This window comes from Microtetraspora glauca (assembly GCF_040656155.1).
Lineage (GTDB): Bacteria > Actinomycetota > Actinomycetes > Streptosporangiales > Streptosporangiaceae > Microtetraspora > Microtetraspora glauca.
Map to the genome: position 1 here is coordinate 51,820 of NZ_JBFALK010000003.1, position 17,788 is coordinate 69,607.

General features: G+C 69.9%; 17 protein-coding genes, 1 pseudogene and 1 riboswitch. Of the genes and pseudogenes, 12 read left to right on the forward strand and 6 right to left on the reverse strand.

The genetic code is table 11. The annotated features are described in order from the left end of the window. Positions 1 to 26: 26 nt before the first annotated feature. On the reverse strand, positions 27 to 1,064 hold the full coding sequence (locus tag AB0I59_RS06465; RefSeq protein WP_061252584.1) for a LacI family DNA-binding transcriptional regulator: 1,038 nt from the start codon (positions 1,062 to 1,064) through the stop codon (positions 27 to 29). A gap of 401 nt (positions 1,065 to 1,465) precedes the next feature. On the opposite strand from AB0I59_RS06465, the pseudogene AB0I59_RS06470 reads away from it, so the two are divergent. Further along, positions 1,466 to 1,714 (forward strand): annotated as a pseudogene (locus AB0I59_RS06470) (DUF993 family protein); the annotation flags it as partial. Between the two features lie 118 nt (positions 1,715 to 1,832). Here AB0I59_RS06470 and katG read toward each other — a convergent pair. From katG to AB0I59_RS06485, 3 genes are all read right to left on the reverse strand, one after another. Continuing rightward, complete coding sequence (gene katG / locus AB0I59_RS06475) at positions 1,833 to 4,064, reverse strand: catalase/peroxidase HPI (protein ID WP_061252582.1); 2,232 nt, start codon at positions 4,062 to 4,064, stop codon at positions 1,833 to 1,835. 33 nt (positions 4,065 to 4,097) lie between these two features. Next, complete coding sequence (locus tag AB0I59_RS06480) at positions 4,098 to 4,529, reverse strand: Fur family transcriptional regulator (protein WP_061252581.1); 432 nt, start codon at positions 4,527 to 4,529, stop codon at positions 4,098 to 4,100. 178 nt (positions 4,530 to 4,707) lie between these two features. Further along, complete coding sequence (locus AB0I59_RS06485) at positions 4,708 to 5,301, reverse strand: TetR/AcrR family transcriptional regulator (RefSeq protein WP_358130733.1); 594 nt, start codon at positions 5,299 to 5,301, stop codon at positions 4,708 to 4,710. A 278-nt stretch (positions 5,302 to 5,579) separates the two neighbouring features. Here AB0I59_RS06485 and AB0I59_RS06490 point away from each other — a divergent pair, with 278 nt between their 5' ends. From AB0I59_RS06490 to AB0I59_RS06530, 9 genes are all read left to right on the forward strand, one after another. Beyond that, a complete protein-coding gene (locus AB0I59_RS06490) occupies positions 5,580 to 6,488 on the forward strand; it encodes an NAD(P)-dependent oxidoreductase (RefSeq protein ID WP_358130736.1) in 909 nt (302 codons plus the stop codon). A 9-nt stretch (positions 6,489 to 6,497) separates the two neighbouring features. Further along, positions 6,498 to 6,671 (forward strand): hypothetical protein, encoded by a 174-nt coding sequence (locus AB0I59_RS06495; protein WP_358130739.1) that lies wholly within the window; start codon positions 6,498 to 6,500, stop codon positions 6,669 to 6,671. A 228-nt stretch (positions 6,672 to 6,899) separates the two neighbouring features. Then, positions 6,900 to 7,541: a GOLPH3/VPS74 family protein gene (locus AB0I59_RS06500; protein ID WP_358130742.1), complete on the forward strand. Its 642-nt coding sequence runs from the start codon at positions 6,900 to 6,902 to the stop codon at positions 7,539 to 7,541. Between the two features lie 36 nt (positions 7,542 to 7,577). Then, entirely contained in the window at positions 7,578 to 9,050 is a 1,473-nt protein-coding gene (locus tag AB0I59_RS06505) for an APC family permease (protein ID WP_061252578.1), read from the forward strand. Beyond that, positions 9,047 to 9,688 (forward strand): GNAT family N-acetyltransferase, encoded by a 642-nt coding sequence (locus AB0I59_RS06510; protein WP_358130745.1) that lies wholly within the window; start codon positions 9,047 to 9,049, stop codon positions 9,686 to 9,688. Before AB0I59_RS06505 ends, AB0I59_RS06510 begins: the two co-directional genes overlap by 4 nt. Before the next feature lie 407 nt (positions 9,689 to 10,095). Next, positions 10,096 to 10,278, forward strand: a complete 183-nt coding sequence (locus AB0I59_RS06515; protein WP_061252576.1) for a hypothetical protein — start codon at positions 10,096 to 10,098, stop codon at positions 10,276 to 10,278. 89 nt (positions 10,279 to 10,367) lie between these two features. Continuing rightward, positions 10,368 to 10,542: riboswitch (M-box (ykoK) riboswitch) on the forward strand. 264 nt (positions 10,543 to 10,806) lie between these two features. Beyond that, positions 10,807 to 12,456 carry an NRAMP family divalent metal transporter gene (locus AB0I59_RS06520; protein WP_358130749.1) on the forward strand — a complete coding sequence of 550 codons (1,650 nt, stop codon included), beginning with the start codon at positions 10,807 to 10,809 and terminating at the stop codon, positions 12,454 to 12,456. Positions 12,457 to 12,526: 70 nt separating this feature from the next. Next, complete coding sequence (locus AB0I59_RS06525; RefSeq protein WP_358130752.1) at positions 12,527 to 13,306, forward strand: MgtC/SapB family protein; 780 nt, start codon at positions 12,527 to 12,529, stop codon at positions 13,304 to 13,306. A gap of 9 nt (positions 13,307 to 13,315) precedes the next feature. Continuing rightward, positions 13,316 to 13,513 carry a hypothetical protein gene (locus tag AB0I59_RS06530; RefSeq protein ID WP_358130755.1) on the forward strand — a complete coding sequence of 66 codons (198 nt, stop codon included), beginning with the start codon at positions 13,316 to 13,318 and terminating at the stop codon, positions 13,511 to 13,513. Here the strand turns inward: AB0I59_RS06530 and AB0I59_RS06535 are convergent. Continuing rightward, complete coding sequence (locus AB0I59_RS06535; RefSeq protein WP_358130758.1) at positions 13,493 to 14,890, reverse strand: sensor histidine kinase; 1,398 nt, start codon at positions 14,888 to 14,890, stop codon at positions 13,493 to 13,495. The genes AB0I59_RS06530 and AB0I59_RS06535 overlap by 21 nt on opposite strands. 301 nt (positions 14,891 to 15,191) lie before the next feature. Between AB0I59_RS06535 and AB0I59_RS06540 the strand changes: the two genes are divergently transcribed. Both AB0I59_RS06540 and AB0I59_RS06545 read left to right on the forward strand, forming a co-directional pair. Then, on the forward strand, positions 15,192 to 15,860 hold the full coding sequence (locus AB0I59_RS06540) for a FadR/GntR family transcriptional regulator (RefSeq protein ID WP_358130761.1): 669 nt from the start codon (positions 15,192 to 15,194) through the stop codon (positions 15,858 to 15,860). After that, a complete protein-coding gene (locus tag AB0I59_RS06545; RefSeq protein ID WP_358130764.1) occupies positions 15,857 to 16,684 on the forward strand; it encodes an ABC transporter ATP-binding protein in 828 nt (275 codons plus the stop codon). Before AB0I59_RS06540 ends, AB0I59_RS06545 begins: the two co-directional genes overlap by 4 nt. Positions 16,685 to 16,827: 143 nt before the next feature. Here the strand turns inward: AB0I59_RS06545 and pip are convergent, their stop codons facing one another. After that, positions 16,828 to 17,784, reverse strand: a complete 957-nt coding sequence (pip, locus tag AB0I59_RS06550) for a prolyl aminopeptidase (protein WP_061252572.1) — start codon at positions 17,782 to 17,784, stop codon at positions 16,828 to 16,830. Positions 17,785 to 17,788 lie beyond the last annotated feature (4 nt).

The window sequence follows — 17,788 nt, forward strand, 5'->3', positions numbered from 1 at the left end:
GGGAGGTGCCACGGCCGCGTGGACGCTCACGGGCTCTCCCGCTCCTCCGGCCGCGCCCCGCCCGCGGTCGACTCGCGGACGACGAGTTCGGGCTGGAACATGACCTGCTGGTGCACATGGGTGTCGGGGTGGTCGCACTCGTCGAGGAGCAGTTCGGTCGCGATCCGGCCGAGCCGGTGCGTGGGCTGGCGGACCGAGCTGAGCGACACGGCCGAGGCCGCGGCGAAGTCGATGTCGTCGTAACCGATGAGCGCGACGTCGCGCGGGACGCGCACGCCCGCCTGCAGCAGTGCGCGCAGGAACCCCACGGCGAGCAGGTCGTTGGCGCAGAAGACCGCGTCGGGCAGGCCCGACTCCAGCAGCGACGCGGCGGCCTGCTGCCCCGCCCGCGCCGTCATCGAGGGCACCTCGACGTCCTCGATCACCGCTTCGGGGTCCAGGCCGGCGGCGGCCACGGCGTGCTCGGCGCCCTGCCGCCGATCGACGCACTGCCGGATCGAGCGCGGGCCGGTGACGTAGCCGATCCGGCGCGCGCCGAGGGACAGCAGGTGGGAGGCGGCCATCTGGCCGCCGGCGATGTCGTTCACGGCCACCGAGCACTGGTCCGGCCGGTGCGCGGGGTGGTCGACGAGGACGACGCTGATGCCCCGGTCGCGCAGCGCGTCGAGCCGGGAGGGGTCCTCGTCCGACGGGGTGATCAGCACGCCGCGCACGCGCTGCTCGGCGAGCACGAGGAGGTTGCGCTCCTCCTTGTCCCGCGAGCCGGCCGAGTTGCCGAGGATCACCGCGTAGCCGAGCTCGCTGGCCGCCTCCTCGACGCCGGCGGCGACGTCGGTGAAGAAGGGGTTGCCGATGTCGATGACCGACAGGCCGATGGTCCGGCTCTGCCCGGCGCGCAGCGTCGAGGCCGAGCCGTGCCGGACGAAGCCCAGCTCCCGGATGGCGCGCATGACGCGCTCGCGGGTCTCCGGTGCCACCCGCTCCGGCCGGTTGAGCACGTTCGAGATGGTCCCGGGGGACACGCCGGCGCGGGCGGCGACCTCCCGGATGCTGACGGTCCCCACTGTCCTTCTCGGCCCTCCTCGGACCCGCTCGGGCCTCGATTTATTAAAACGTCTTATCGCCGGATGGCCAGACCCTACCGCAATCGCCTGATCAGAGTGTCGGCACGGCGGTCCGCCCTCACGCGCAACGCCCAGGGGAGCAGCTTCTCCGTGCTCCCCGTCGACAAGCCGTGCGTGCGCGACGAAGCGTCCCGCTTCTGTTAAAACGTTTTGATAGATCGGCGAGAAGGGTGCGCCACGTCCTCCAGTGTGACCGCCCATGACCCTCGCCTTCACCCGTATGGCGGCGGGAGCCGAACGGGGCGCCCATTGACGCGCCACCAGCGGGGACCGTACCGGGTACCCGGGGCCGCGGCATGACCGCGATCGTCCTGCCCACACCGGAGCGCGACCTGGACGCCGCCACCGACGCGTTCCTCGCGCTCGTCCACGACCACGCGCGCCGGGTGGACGGGGTCAAGGTGTCGCTGCTCGACGCCGCCCGCGAGGTACGGCTGCGCGAGCGCCTGCCGGACGGCGTACGGCTCTACACCGGCGGCGACGTCGACTACCCGACCCTGATCGCGGGCGGCAGCCACGCGCTGCTCGGGATCTTCGATCCGATCGCCCCTGCCGCGGCGGCCGCCCTCCAGGCTCTCGACGCCGGGGACCCGGCGCTTCGCCGCCGGGATCGGCTGACCGGTCTCCGTCGGTCCGCGAGCCGGGTGCCCGCGCCGGTGATGCCAGGACGTCCAGGCCGACCGGCGCGGGCCGGCCTGGACGTCATGATCAGACGAGGTCGAACCGGTCGAGGTTCATCACCTTGTCCCACGCCGCGACGAAGTCGTGCACGAACTTCTCCTTCGCGTCGTCGCTCGCGTAGACCTCCGCGAGCGCGCGCAGCTCGGAGTTCGACCCGAAGACGAGGTCGGCACGGCTGCCGGTCCACTTGACCTCGCCCGTGGCGGCGTCGCGACCCTCGAACGTGTTCGCGTCCTCCGACGTCGCCTTCCACGTCGTGCCCAGGTCGAGCAGGTTGACGAAGAAGTCGTTGGTCAGGGACCCGGGGGTCGTGGTGAAGACGCCGAGCGGCGACTGCTGGGAGTTCGCGCCGAGGACGCGGAGGCCACCGACGAGGACCGTCATCTCGGGGGCGCTCAGGGTCAGCAGGTTCGCCCGGTCGATCAGCAGGTACTCAGCCGGCAGCCGGCTGCCCTTCCCGACGTAGTTGCGGAACCCGTCGGCGACCGGCTCGAGCGCGGCGAACGACTCCACGTCGGTCTGCTCGAGCGACGCGTCCACGCGGCCCGGCGTGAAGGGGACCTCGACGTCGAAGCCGGCGTCCTTGGCGGCCTGCTCGACGCCCGCGCCACCCGCGAGCACGATCAGGTCGGCGAGCGAGACCTGCTTGCCGCCGGTCCGGGTGGCGTTGAAGGCCTCCTGGATCCCCTCCAGGGTGCGCAGCACCGTCGCCAGCTCGTCGGGGTCGTTGACCTCCCACCCGCTCTGCGGCTCGAGGCGGACGCGCGCGCCGTTGGCGCCGCCGCGCTTGTCGCTGCCGCGGAAGGACGCGGCCGACGCCCACGCGGTGGACACGAGCTGGGACACCGACAGGCCCGAGGCGAGGACCTGGCCCTTGAGGGCGGCGATGTCCTCGGCGTCGACGAGCTCGTACGTCCGCTCCGGGAGCGGGTCCTGCCACAGCAGCACCTCGGTCGGGACCTCCGGGCCGAGGTAGCGCGCGACCGGGCCCATGTCGCGGTGGGTCAGCTTGAACCACGCGCGAGCGAAGGCGTCCGCGAACTCGTCGGGGTGCTCGTAGAAGCGCCGCGAGATCTGCTCGTAGACCGGGTCGAACCGGAGTGCGAGGTCGGTGGTCAACATCGAGGGCGCATGGCGCTTCGACGGGTCGTGGGCGTCGGGCACCGTGCCCTCACCGGCGCCGTGCTTCGGCTTCCACTGGTGCGCACCGGCCGGGCTCTTGGTCAACTCCCACTCGTAGCCGAACAGGTTCCAGAAGAAGTTGCTGGACCACCTCGTCGGCGTCGAGGTCCAGGTGACCTCGAGACCGCTGGTGATCGTGTCGCCGCCCTTGCCGGTGCCGTACGTGTTCCTCCAGCCCAGGCCCTGCTCCTCGATCGAGGCGGCCTCGGGGTCGGGGCCGACGTTGTCCGCCGGGCCCGCGCCGTGGGTCTTGCCGAAGGTGTGGCCGCCCGCGATCAGGGCGACGGTCTCCTCGTCGTTCATCGCCATCCGGCGGAACGTCTCACGGATGTCGCGGGCAGCGGCGATCGGGTCCGGGTTGCCGTTCGGGCCCTCCGGGTTGACGTAGATGAGGCCCATCTGGACCGCGGCGAGGGGGTTCTCGAGGTCGCGGTCGCCGGTGTAGCGCTCATCGCCGAGCCAGGTGGACTCGGGGCCCCAGTAGACGTCCTCGTCGGGCTCCCAGACGTCCGCACGACCGCCGGCGAAGCCGAAGGGCGTGAAGCCCATCGACTCCAGGGCGACGTTGCCGGAGAGGATCATGAGGTCGCCCCACGAGAGCTTCTTGCCGTACTTCTTCTTGACCGGCCACAGCAGGCGGCGGGCCTTGTCGAGGTTCGCGTTGTCCGGCCAGCTGTTGAGGGGCGCGAAGCGCTGCTGGCCGGCTCCGGCGCCGCCGCGGCCGTCGCTGATCCGGTAGGTGCCCGCGCTGTGCCACGCCATCCGGATGATGAGCGGGCCGTAGTGGCCGAAGTCGGCCGGCCACCAGTCCTGCGAGGTGGTCAGCACCTCCGCGATGTCCCGCTTCACGGCCGCGAGGTCAAGGGACGTGAACGCCTCGGCGTAGTCGAAATCCGCACCGAGAGGGTTGGCCACGGCCGGGTTCTTGGCGAGGATTTTCAGGTTCAGGCGCTCCGGCCACCACCGGTGGTTGCCGCCGCCCTGAGTCGGGTGCGAGGCGCGCCCGTGCGCGACCGGGCAGCCACCTCCGTCCTCCGTCTTCGCGTCTACGACGATTGCATCATGGTTCTCAGACATGTGAATCCTTCCGGACTAGGCGGATCACGGTGCTCAGGAACTGCGAGTGGTGGAACAGCCGGGGCACAGGCCCCAGTAGATGACGTCGGCCTCGTCGATCGAGAAGCCGTGGTTGTCGGACGCGGTCAGGCAGGGCGCCTCGCCGACCGCGCAGTCGACGTCAGCGACGACGCCGCACGACCGGCACACGACGTGGTGGTGGTTGTCGCCGACGCGTCCCTCGAACCGGGCCGGACTGCCGGCCGGTTCGATGCGCCGCACGAGTCCCGCCGCGGTGAGCGCGTGGAGGGCCTCGTACACGGCTTGAAGAGAGACATGGCCGACGCGGTCACGCACCCCGGAGGCGATCGCCTCGACGTCGAGGTGGTCACCGTCCCGGACCGTCTCGAGCAGCGCGACGCGGGCTGCCGTCACCCGCAGGCCGACACTGCGCAGCTCCTCGGCGGTGGTCTGGGATGCGGTCATGGCGCCTAACCTACCGCCATAAACACGAATAGTTCAAGACAATGAATGTTCCGAGTGTTTGACCGCCTCAAGTGACCACACGCCGCGACGGGGCGAAGGGCGGGCGTGGGGGCACGTCACGGTCAGGCTGTCCCCGTACCGCCGCCTCGGGGTGACCCGCCGGTCACGCACTGTCGGCTCAGACGCGCGAGACCCAGCCGTCCAGGAAAGGACCGAGCTCCCCCGCCACGGTCGTCAGAGCGCGTACATCCTGCTCGGACCTGGCGATCAGGATCGCCCCCTCCAGCGCGCTGATCATGAGGGTCGCGAGTGAGCCGGCCCTCTGCTCCGGTACGCCCATGTCCCTCAGCGCTCGGGCCACCGGCCGGTTCCAGCAGTCGAACGCGGCGGCGGCCGCGGCCCTGGTGGATTCGGTGGAGTCCGCGCAGTCCACCGTCGCCGCGGCGACGGGGCAACCTCCGGTGAACCCGGCCGTCTGGAACTCGTCGATCCACTGGCGCGCCATCGCCGCGAACAGCCCGCTCGGCGACGGCTCGGACATCTCACCGAGAAACCGGGCGACGCGCTTACCGGCGTAGCGGCCGGCCCATTCCACGGCCTCGTTGACGAGCTGCTCCTTGCCTCCGGGGAAATAGTGCTGGAGCGATCCCCGCGGCGCTCGCGCGTGCGCGACGACGTCCCGCATCCCCGTCGCGGTCACCCCGTCGCGCCGGATGAGCTGAGCCGCGCTGAAGACCATCCGCTCGCGCGGTCCTCTCTCGGAAACCGCCATCGCCGACCTCCCACTGACTCACGCGTTTTCGGCCCCCGTAGGCCGAGCCGGCCCATCGACGCCGGACACCCCGCCCAGAGCCAGGAACACGCTCCGGATCCAGGCGACCGGCACGCCGGGTTCGGCGCTCTCGAGGCCGCGGGCACCCACTATGACCGCTGTCATAGACAAACTACTATGACGACTGTCATAGTCGGCGAGGTCGGCGGCTCCACAGAGGCCGCAACTCCCCCGGCGGCTCTCCGGAAAGAAGAACCGTCGACCAGAGATGGCGGTGGATGTTGGACGTCGGTTTCATCGGCCTCGGTGTCATGGGCCGGCCCATGGCACTCAATCTGGCCCGGTCCGGTACGGCCGTCGTCGTCTGGAACCGCACCGCCGCCAGGAGCGAACCACTGCGCGCGGCGGGCGCCGCGGTGGCGACGAGTCCCGCGGAGGTCTTCAGGCGGGCCCGCGTGGTGATCCTCATGCTGGCCGACGGCGCCGCGATCGACTCGGCCCTCGGCCGTGGCACGCCGGACTTCGGCGCGTGCGTCGCCCGGCGCACGATCGTCCACATGGGGACGACGTCGCCCGACTATTCACGCGGGCTCGAAGACGACGTTCGCGCGGCCGGCGGCAGCTATGTCGAAGCTCCCGTATCCGGCTCGCGCGGGCCCGCGGAGGACGGCCGACTCGTGGCGATGCTGGCCGGAGAACAGGCGGCGGTGGCGGCCGTCCGCCCGCTGCTCCGGCCGATGTGCGCCGAGACGTTCGACTGCGGGAGGGTCCCGAACGCGCTGCTGATGAAACTCTCGGTGAACCTGTTTCTGATCACCATGGTCACCGGCCTCACCGAGGCGTTCCACTTCGCCGATCGGCACGGACTGGACAAGCGACAGTTCCTGGCCGTGCTCGACGCCGGTCCGATGGCGAGCAGCGTGTCCCGCGTGAAGGCCTCCAAGCTGATGGACCGCGACTTCGACGTCCAGGCCGCGGCCCTGGACGTCCTGAAGAACAACCGGCTGATCGCCGAGGCGGCCCGGGAGTCCGGCGTGGCGTCGCCCCTGCTGGACGTCTGCCACGCCCTCTTCGGCGAGGCAGTGGCCCTGGGGCACGGCCAGTCCGACATGGTGGCGGTCCTGCGCGCCATCGAGGCCCGGACCGATGGAGACCGGCGCCACCGAAGGAGCAGAAGATCGCCGTAAGCTGCCCGGATGGCCGAAGAAGTGATCGACCCGCTCGCCGAAGTGGAGTCCCTCCTCTCACGCCACCTCTTCTCACCCGTCACCGTCGTCGACTGGCAGCGCCTGGAGCCTTGGGCTGAGCTCGCGGGCTACACCCACGCCCTCAACGACGCCGTCTGCCTCCACGCGGCACGCCGTCGTTGAGCGTTCGCCGCGCGAAAACGTACACAGCACACAATTCCGTACACGAGTTCGGCTACCTCGGCCACTCTCGTTTTGCTCAAAACGTTATGTAATGCAGCAAACCGAAGCGAATGTCCCGGCACATATCCACTCAAGAGGAGTGCTGGGCGCGGCTGTTCCCCTATTGGCCGGATCCGGCCAACAATCATCGATGACAGTTTTGACAAATCGCCTATATTATCGCCGTTCGTGGCTGAAGGTGATCATTCGAGCCCGTCACTGACCGACGATTTGTTCTTTGTCATGCACGACAGCGTGACGGGTCGTACGCGACTCCATCCGCGCCTCGCGAGCCTCGGGCTGGCAGGCGCGGTCATCAGTGAACTGATGCTCGCCGAGCGTGCCACTCTCGACCTCGCGTCGGGCCAGGACCGCCTCTACGCGACCTCCCGAGACGCCACCGGCGATCCGCTCACGCAGAGCGTGCTCGACCACCTCATCGCCGAGCCGCAACATCCAGTGGCCACCTGGCTCCACTTCTTCGCCCGCACGATCTACGCCGACGTCACGGGCAGGATGATCGCCGCGAAGCTGCTCAAACCACCGGCAAGGCACCTGTTGAAACAGCAGCCCGCGGCCCCTGTGAACACGAACACGGCCGCGTGGCCGCTCGCCCGCCTCAACCTCTCCGTCGAGCGGCGCAAGCCGCCCGTGATCAGGGACTGCGTCCTCTTCGGGCTCTTCGTCGCCACCGGCGGTGCCCAGCGGGCTCTCCGGGAGCACGATCCCGCGTTCGCGGCCGCCACGATCGCCGTGCTTTCCGCACCGCTGCAAAAACTCATCGTTCAGACCCAGGTCGCCGTCGGCGAAGCCGTCATCAGCCGTCGGTGACCCCTCTTCCCCACCCCCTATCTCACGGAGTTCTGGATGTCCCTCACAGAGCAGCGGCCCAGCGCCGTCTCCGCCGCACTGGCCAAGGACCGGCTCGGTGTCCCATCGGTCGTGTTCTTCGTCATCTCCGCGGCGGCGCCGCTGATGGTCGTCGCGGGTTCGGTCCCGACGGCGTACGCGGTGACGGGCGTCATCGGCGTGCCGTTCGCGTTCCTGATGCTGGGCGCGATCTTCACGCTTTTCGCCGTCGGGTACGTGACGATGGCCAGGCACGTCGTGAACGCGGGCGCGTTCTACGCCTATGCCGCCCAAGGGCTCGGCCGGACGCAGGGGGTGGCGACCGCGTGGGTGGCCCTGCTGGCCTACAACGCGCTGCAACTGGGCCTCTACGGCATCATCGGGTCGGCGGCCGAGCCGCTGCTGCTCGACTGGTTCGGCGGCTCGCCAGCGTGGTGGGTGATCGCGCTGGTGGCGTGGGCGCTGACCGGCCTGCTCGGCCTGCTGCGCGTGGACGTCAACGGCAAGATCCTCTCCGTCCTGCTGGTCAGCGAGATCGCCGTCGTCCTGGTGTTCGATATCGGTGACCTGCTCCACGCCGCCCCGAGCGGCATCAGCTTCGAGGGCTTCACCCCCGGTTCGCTGTTCGTGCCCGGCGTGGGTGCCGCACTCGCCACCGTCGTCGCGGGGTTCGCCGGCATCGAGTCGTCGGTCGTCTTCGCCGAGGAGTCCAAGGATCGCAACAGGACCGTGCCCCTCGCGACCTATCTGGGCATCGCGATCATCGCGGTTCTGTACGCGATCTCCGCCTGGGCGCAGACGGTGCCGACCGGGCCGGACGGGATCGTCAAGGCGGCGTCCGAGCAGGGGACCGAGCTGATCTTCAACCAGGCGGCCGCCCACCTGGGCTCGGCCGTATCGACGATCGGCTCCGTGCTGTTCGTGACCAGCAGCATGGCGTGCATGATCGCCTTCCACAACACCACGGCCCGCTACATCTTCGCCCTGGGCCGCGAGAACGTGCTTCCCTCGGTCTTCGGGCGCACCTCGGCCCGCACCGCCGCTCCGATGGCCGGATCGGTGCTGCAGACGGTGCTCGGCCTGATCGTGATCACCGTCTACGCGGTCTTCGGCCTCGATCCGGTGACGAAGCTGTTCTTCACGTTCGGCGCCTTCGGTGGCCTCGGGCTGCTGACCCTGCTCACCGTCACCTCGATCTCGGTGATCGTGTTCTTCGCCCGGAACCCGTCGGAGGAGACGGTGTGGCGGACGCGCGTCGCCCCGGCCCTGGCCGCCCTGGCGCTCTGCGTGATCATCGGGATGACTCTGATCAACTTCGACACGGTCCTCGACGTCGCGCCCGACGCGGCCATCCGCTGGATCCTGCCCGGCATCTACGTCGTCGCGATCATCCTTGGCGTCGCGTGGGCGCGCGTGCTGAAGGCGACCAGGCCGGAGGTGTACGCCAACATCGGCCTGGGCGCGCAGGCCGTCAGCGGAGGCTCCAAGTGACGGCCGAGATCACCCGGATGACCGACGCCACCGTGGCCGGCGAGATCATCGCCGACATCTTCAGCCGCGACGAGATCACCAGGTGGCTCATCCCGCCGGTGCGGGACCGGCTGCCGATCCAGCGGCGGTTCTTCACCATGCAGACGGCGCACGCGCTCGACCACGGCGACATCTACGGGGTCCACGAGTCGGGCGAGCTCGCCGGGGTCGCGGTCTGGTTCACCGCGCCGTTCCCCGAGATCCCCGGCCAGGAGGAGGCGATCGCCGCATTCGCCGGGGAACACGCCGAACGCTACGGCATCCTCGGCCAGCTGATGGACAAGCTCCACCCGCACGAACCGCACCACTACCTGGCGTTCATCGCCCTGGTACGAGGGCGAACCGGCCGCGGCCTCGGCAGCCTGCTCCTGGAGGAGCACCACCGGCGGCTCGACGCCCAAGGGATGCCGGCCTACCTGGAGGCCAGCAGCGAGGCGAGCCGCCGGCTCTATCTCCGGCACGGCTACGTGGACATGCCGGAGCTGCTCCGGCTGCCCGGTGGTCCGGTCATGTATCCGATGTGGCGCGCGCCGTCCATCCGGGACGGCCGACCGGCCGACGGACATGGTGAAGACAGCGGTCCCGACGCCCTCGAGTGATCAGCCCGGAGAAGCAGGTGGAGGCCCCGGCAGCGGGCCTCCACCTCACAGGGGTGAATGCCCGTACACCGACTCCCTCATCGAAATACGGCCCGTAAGAATTCCCGTCTCGACGCTTCCGTTTTCCCCTCGGGGCGTCGGCGATTTACCGCGCGTCGGTGTCTTCCCGCCCGGCATGGGCGATGTCCGCTCCGGGCGGCCGAGATTCGCGGCAGTTCACGGCTTCGATCTCTTGCCGCGGAGTGGGCCCCTTTGTCTCGGCGAAACGCCGTCCGATTTCCGCCAGTATTAACCGTCGCGAAGCTGTGAGAGTCGTCGTGTTTCGACGCCACCACGGAAGCGAAGGTAAGGGCGCATGCACAAGATCTCCGAGCTGAAGGTGCTGTATTTCGGCCTTCCAGGTCAGAGTGGTCCGCGCCCATGTCGACGAGGAGTTGATCATCCCTGGGACGCACTACGTGGACCCGCTGAAGTGGGATCCGCTCATCATGAAGTTCTGCGAGTTCTTCGGAGGCGGGCAGAACGTGCATCCGTCGAGGCTCGCCGAGGGCTGGGAGATGCCGCATCAGCTCCAGCGGGCGGCCGGCTGATCGCGGAGACCTCCTCTCCTCCCCGTGATCGCAGGTCAGGACAGTCTCTGTGGTTGTCGTCTCCGCCGAGTGCGGCCTACGCTGACAGGTAGGCACCTCGTTAGGTGAGGCGTCTGTCCGGATATAGGCCACTGACCCCACGACGTCGAGAGACGCCCAGGGTCAGGACACCTCTCCCCGGCCTAAGGGGTGAGGCCAGGTGGCTTCCCGCGAGTTCCGCGGGCATACGCCGGGCAGTGCCGAAGCTCTTACGAGATGTGGGGTGCGCCGCCTGTCGCGAGGCGAGCCCCGTCTTGGATGCGACGCCGCGGGGATCCGCGGTGCCTGGCCGGACGGAGGTGAGGACGTGTCTGAAAGTAGGCGGGGCCGAAGTCGGCCCAAGACTCGCGTGTCCTCATCTGCCTCCGGCATGCGGTAACCGGCTTCGCCCGTTCCCGCCGTTCCGCCCCGTACGGCGGGCGGCACGCGCGGGGACGACGGCTGAACGCATGCCCCCGGCAGCCCGCTCCGGGCTGAGAGGGGTTCACCATGGCCTCCACTGACTTCACCGCGACCGGCGGGGGGATCACCGCCGACCGTCGCGGCACGGCTATGGACAACGCCCACGCCGGCGACATCCACGGCGCCCTCGGCACCATCAGGCACGGCGCGACCGCGCCCCTGGGCCTGTCCGCCAAGTTCAAGACGCTGCTGGCGATCATCGGTCCTGGCCTGATCGTGATGGTCGGCGACAACGACGCCGGCGCGTTCGCCACGTACGGGCAGGCCGGCCAGAACTACGGCACCGCCCTGCTGTGGACGCTGCTGCTGCTGGTGCCGGTGCTGTACGTCAACCAGGAGATGGTGCTCCGCCTTGGCGCCGTCACCGGCGTCGGCCACGCCCGCCTCATCCTGGAACGCTTCGGCCGATTCTGGGGCACGTTCAGCGTCATCGACCTGTTCCTCCTCAACGCCCTCACTCTGGTCACCGAGTTCATCGGCATCACGCTGGCCGCCGGCTATCTGGGCCTGCCGAAGATCCCTTCGGTCATCCTCGCGGGACTGGTCATCATGGCCGCCGCCTCCACCGGGTCGTTCCGCCGCTTCGAGCGGATCGCCGTCGCGTTGTGCGGGGCGTCCCTGCTCCTCGTGCCCGTGTACGTCATGGCGCATCCGGCTGCCTCCGAGGTGGCCCGCGGATTCCTGGTCCCCTCGCTGCCCGAGGGCCCCGGAGGCATGGGCACGCTGATGCTGCTCGTCATCGGCGTCGTCGGCACGACCGTCGCCCCCTGGCAGCTGTTCTTCCAGCAGTCCTACGTCATCGACAAGCGCATCACCCCACGCTTCATCGCGTACGAGAAGGCCGACCTGTGGATCGGCATCCTCGTAGTGATCATCGGCGCGGCCGCCATGATGGGCTTCACCGCCGCCGCTTTCGCCGGTACGGGCGCCGCCGGGAACTTCACCGACTCCGCCGGCATCGCCCACGGCCTTGAGGCGTACGCGGGCCGGGCCGCCGGCGCGCTGTTCGCCGTCGCGCTGCTGGACGCCTGCGTCATCGGCGCCTTCGCGGTCTCCCTGTCCACCGCCTACGCCATCGGGGACGTCCTCAGCCTCAACCACTCGCTGCACCGCGGGCTCAGGCAGGCCAAGGGCTTCTACGCCGTGTACGCCGGCCTGATCTCGGCCGCGGCCACCGTCGTGCTGATCCCCGGCTCACCTCTCGGCCTGCTCACCGAGGGCGTGCAGGCGCTGGCGGGAGTACTCCTCCCGAGCGCGTCGGTGTTCCTGCTGCTGCTGTGCAACGACCGGCAGATCCTCGGGCCATGGGTGAACGGCCGGGCCACCAACCTGTTCACCTCGCTGGTCGTCGGCGTCCTGGTCACCCTGTCGGTGATCCTCACCGCCGCCGTCCTGTTCCCGGGCATCGGCGTGGCCCAGATCCTGATGATCATGGGCGGATGCGGCGCCACCGGCGCGGCCGCGACGGCGTACGCCCTCGCGCGCCGACGCCGATCCGCCGCCGAGCCTGTCGACCGTACCGGCAGGGACGACTGGCGGACGCCGCCGACGGCCGAGATCGGCCGACCCGTCCTGTCCACGACACGCCGGCTGGGCATGGCCGTATTGCGCCTCTACCTGACCGTCGCCACGGTGCTCGTCATCGTCAAGATCGTCCAGATGGCGCTCGGTCACTGACCTCCGCGTCGCTGCGAGACGCTCGCGCACGTCCGCGACATCCGACGAACGAGCCGGCCCCCGGAACGGCGTGAGCGACCCGGCCGCCCATGACGGAGAGGAGCGCGAGACCATGCACGCGCTGACCACCACCGAGTTCGTACTGCGCCTGGCCGTCGGGACGGGCTGCGGCGCACTGATCGGTCTCGAGCGGCAATGGCGGGCCCGGATGGCCGGCCTGCGCACCAACGCGCTGGTCGCCACCGGCGCGACCCTGTTCGTCCTCTACTCCACCGCGGTGGGCGACCTGGCCGGCCCCACCCGGGTCGCCTCCTATGTGGTGTCCGGCATCGGCTTCCTCGGCGCCGGGGTGATCCTCCGGGACGGGTTCAACATCCGTGGTCTCAACACCGCCGCCACCCTGTGGTGCTCGGCCGCGGTCGGCGTGCTGGCCGCCTCCGGCTACTTCGCCTTCACCGCCATCGCCACCGTGGCCGTCGTGGCGGTCCACCTTCTGGGCCGCCCCCTGGGACGGCTCATCGACCACGAGACCCCGGGCACGGACGAGGATCTCCACCCTTACCTGCTGCGTCTGATCTGCCGGTCCCGGGACGAACAGCATGTCCGCGCGCTGCTGGTCCAGTACACGTCCGGCGGTGAAGTGATCTTGTGCGGCATCAACACCACCCGCGCCGATCCGGGTGGCGACACCCGATTGACCGCTCACCTGCTCCTCGACGGGAATGCCGCCACACATCTGGAGCACCTGATCGCCCGGCTGTCCCTTGAGCCCGGCATTCACGCTGTCGACTGGTACACCGCCGACGATCAGGCCGCGAACGCTCCCGGCCCCGTCGCCACGACGAGTTAGGGGGCGGTGATGACGACCATCTCGTGGTACCGATTCCGTCCGGCTCTGCTCGCGTCCGTCGTCGGCGTAGCCCCCGCGACCCACCTCGTCACCACGCAGGCGCACCCGCCGCGCTACGGCCATGCCGCGGTGCTGATCGGGCTGCTGGTATTCCTGGCCGTCGTCATCCTTCTCGTGATCGCCGTCTTACGATCCCGAAGGAGATGACACGGCGGGCGCGTCGTCTGCGGGAGGCCCCGCCCGGCCGGGTACGCGCAGCACGAACCGTGCGCCGCGGGGGCTGTCTTCGATGGTGAGGGTGCCACCGTGGGCTTCGGCGATCTGCCGGGCGATCGGCAGGCCGAGCCCGGTGCCGCCGGCGTCTCGCCGGCGGGATGCCTCCAGACGGGCGAACCGCTGGAAGACGACCTCGCGCTGGTCGGGGGCGACGCCCTCGCCGTCGTCACAGACCTCCAGCACCGCCACGCCCGCCTCCAGGGTGAGCGTGACGGTGATGGCGGAGTCGGCGTGCCGTTCGGCGTTGTCGAGCAGGTTGTTCAGCAGCCGGGCCAATCCGATCCGCTCCCCGTCGACCATCACGCCGGGGGTGAGGTGGCGGAGCACCGCGACCCTGCGCGGCCGCCGGTCCAGCTCGCACACCACCAGGCCGGTCAGGCTGATCACTTCGTGCCGGCCGCTGACGCCCGCGTCCAGCCGCGCGATCTGCAGCAGGTCGGTGATCAGGTCCTGCAGGCGCTCCACGCTGTCCAGCAGCGTGTTCGCCATTCGCGGCCAGTCGGTCTCATCCGGGTACATGAGCGCTTCCTCGATCTGCGCGCGTATGGCGGTCAGCGGGCTACGCAGGTCGTGGGAGGCGTCGGAGGCGAATCGGAGTTGCTGTTCGACCGCCGACTGGGCCCGGTCCAGGGTCCGGTTCGCGATCTCGGCGAGGTCTCGGAGCTCGTCTCGGTACTTCGGTACCGGCACCCTGTGGCCGAGGTCGCTCGCGGTGATCTGGGCGAGCTTGCCGCTGATGGCACGCACCGGCTCCAGGGTCTTGCCGACGGTCCGGTAGGTGCCCACTGCGACGACCCCGACGAGCAGGAGCCAGCCGACGGCGAGCGGGATCAGCAGCCGAGGGCCCACATACCAGGGGACGTCGGCGACGGCCATGTCGAGCCGCCAGACGCCGTTGTCCCGATGGAAGGGATACTCGATAATGATCTTGCACCGCCCGGGGAACACCGGGCCGCCGCACCGCCTCTCGGTCGCGAAGGCGTCGACGTCGGGCTGCAGGTTCGTCATCGGCGGCTTGCCCGCCATATCCGGGGTGGCGGCGACAATCGTCCCGACCTGATCGAACAGCTGAACCGCCGTGCCTGACCGGCCCGCCGCCAGGTGGGGGGATACCCCGCCGCGTACCTGCTTGGCCACGTTCACCGCGTGGGCGACGAGCTGCTTCGTCCGGTACTCGATGGCGGCCTCCCGCACCGCCACCAGGACCAACGCCGCGACGGCGGTGCAGATCAGCGCCATGACGGTGCCGGCCACCACGGTCAGGCGGGTCCTGATCGAGCAGTTGTGCCACGCGTTCACCCTGCTCACCCCCCGGGACCGGATGCACCGCACCTGAGGAGACTCCTTACCGGTCAGGCGGAGACTCACCGCCAAAGGTGGGCAAACGTCAGCGGGAGCGCATGGAATGCCCATGCCATGGCGAAGGGGCGAGAAGGGCTTCTGTGGGGCCCGGGACGAGGTCGCCGCCTTTCCCCGGGAGCGCGACCGCGCCACCGGCACCCCGAAGACAAGTCCTCAGACGTCTGAGGACATGCTAGGGTCGTGCTCCCCGGAAACGATGACGAGGTGGGAAGTGGCGGAGTCATCCCGGCTGCGGCATGGGCCTGTCGTGCCACAGCTCGAAAACCTGCTGCGCGAGCTGATTCGGAACGGCCGCTGGAAGGCCGGTGAGAGGCTGCCGAGCGAGGTGGGACTCGCGGCCGAGCTCGGGGTCGGGCGCTCGTCGGTACGGGAGGCCCTACGCTTGCTGGCCCGTGACGGCCTGGTGGACGTGCGACACGGCTCGGGCACCTTCGTCGCCGACGTCCTTCCGGCCATCGCGGAGACACCCGACGTGAACGAGCTCCTGCGCCGTGCCCGGTTGCTTGAGGCCTACGAGGTGCGCAGGGCGCTTGAGGTGGAGGCCGCCCGGCTGGCCGCGCGACGGGCCCGCCCGGAGGATGTCGAACGGTTGAAGCTGCGGTTGCGAAACCGTCAGGAGCGGATCGGCGACGAAGCGTCCGCGTTCGTCGACGCCGATCTCGACTTCCATCGTGCGGTCGTGGAGCTGTCCGGCAACGCCGTTCTGCTCGGGCTGTTCACGACGGTGGAACCGGTGTTGCGCGAAGCGCTGGTCGAGATGGTCGAGCACGAGACCGACATGCCGGACGTATCGTGCTCGCACGCGGACCTGCTGGCGGCGCTGGAGAACGGCGACGTCGAGGGCGCGATCGCCGCCACGGTGGAGAACCTTGAGGCGGCCCTCACCCTCATCAGGACGGAGTCGGCAGACCGATGATCGTTTCTCGTCCTTCGGACACCGGCCCCGTGCTGCGGGCGGACGGCGTCGACGTCGTCCGTGACGGTAACCACCTGCTGCGGTCGATCTCGCTGACGGTGCACAGGGGGGAACACTGGGCCCTGCTCGGCGCCAACGGCGCGGGCAAGAGCACCCTGCTCAACCTGCTCGGCGCGGTCACTCACCCCACGCGCGGCATCGTCGAGGTTCTCGGACGCAAGCTGGGGCGGGTCGACATGCGGGAACTACGGTCCTACCTGGGCCACGTCAACCCGCGGCACGCGCCCGACGTGCCGCTGCGGGTCAGGGACGTCGTCCTGACCGGCCTGACCAACACGACCGCGCTCGTACCCCGCTGGGCACCCACCCCGGAAGAGGTCGAGCGGGCCGGCCGGTTGATCGGCATGCTGGGAATGAGCGCCAGGAGCGACGCCCACTGGCCGACCCTGTCCCAAGGCGAACGCGGCCGGACCCTGATCGCGCGGGCGCTCATGCCGCAGCCCCGGCTGCTCCTGCTCGACGAACCGGCCACGGGGCTGGACCTGGCCGCCCGCGAGCAGCTTCTCAGCAGCATCGACGCGCTTCGGAGCCGTCACCCGTCGCTCGCGACGGTCCTGGTCACCCACCACCTCGAGGAACTCCCGGCCAGCACCACGCACGCGATGCTGCTGCGCGAGGGGCGGTGCCTCGCCTCGGGACGCGTCGACGACGTCCTGACCACCGCCCAGGTCAGCATGTGCTTCGATCACCCTGTCCGAATCACACGGAGCGGCGGCCGATGGGCCGCCCGAGCGGATCGTGTCCTGGCCGTCGACGCGGGCTGAGCGGCCCTCCTCGCGAAGCCGCCGCTCCCGCTCGCCTTCGACCTTCGACCCCTCCCCCGCGCCGCCACCACGCCGGGGTTTCAGGTCGCGCGGGGCGGCGGAGTCCTCGGACCCCTACAGCGCTCCGGGCGTCCCACGGGCGGTCAGGGCCGGAACCGGTCGGTGGCGTCGATCAGGCGGTGGCGGATCCCCGGTTCCGAGCCGCCGTGTCCCGCGTCCTCGACGATATGGAACTCGGCCTCAGGCCAGGCCTGGTGCAGGTCCCACGCTTGATCGGGCGGGGTCTTCATGTCGTAGCGGCCGCTGACGATCACGGCGGGTATGCGCCGGATGCGGTCGATGCCCGCCAGGAGGCCCTCCTCCGGGAGGAAACCACCGTTGCTGATGTAGTGGTGGGTGATGCGGGCGAAGGTCAGGATGTCGGCATCGCCGAGCTCCGGCGGATCGACCGGGAGCAGGGTGTTGGCCGAGAACTCCCAGCCCATCCAGGCACGGGCCGCGGGGATGTGGACCGCGGGGTCCGGGTCGCCGATGCGGCGGCCGTAGGCGGTGATCAGGTCGTGCCTCTCGGCGGCGGGGATCGCGTCGCGGAACGCGGCCCACTCGGCCGGGAAGAGGCGGGCGGCGCCCGTGGGGGTGAAGCTCCAGCTCTCATCGGACGGGCGAACGAGGTAGATGCCGCGCAACACCAGTTCGGTGACGCGGCCGGGGTGGGCCTGGGCATACGAGAGGGCGAGGGTGCTGCCCCAGCTTCCGCCGAAGACCAGCCAGCGATCGATGGAGAGGTGCTCGCGGAGCCGTTCGATGTCGGCGACCAGGTGCGGGGTGGTGTTGCGCTCCAACGAGACCCGCGGGTCTCCGGCGCTCGGCCGGCTGGCGCCGCAGTTCCGCTGGTCGAACAGCACGATCCGGTACGCCTCCGGATCGAAGAACCGGCGGAAGCCGGGCAGGAGGCCCCCACCGGGGCCGCCGTGCAGGAAGACCGCGGGTTTTCCGGCGGGATTCCCGCAGACCTCCCAGTAGATCTCGTTGCCGTCGCCGGCATCGAGCCGACCGGACTCATATGGCTCAATCGGCGGATAGAACTCCTTCAGCCCCATACGA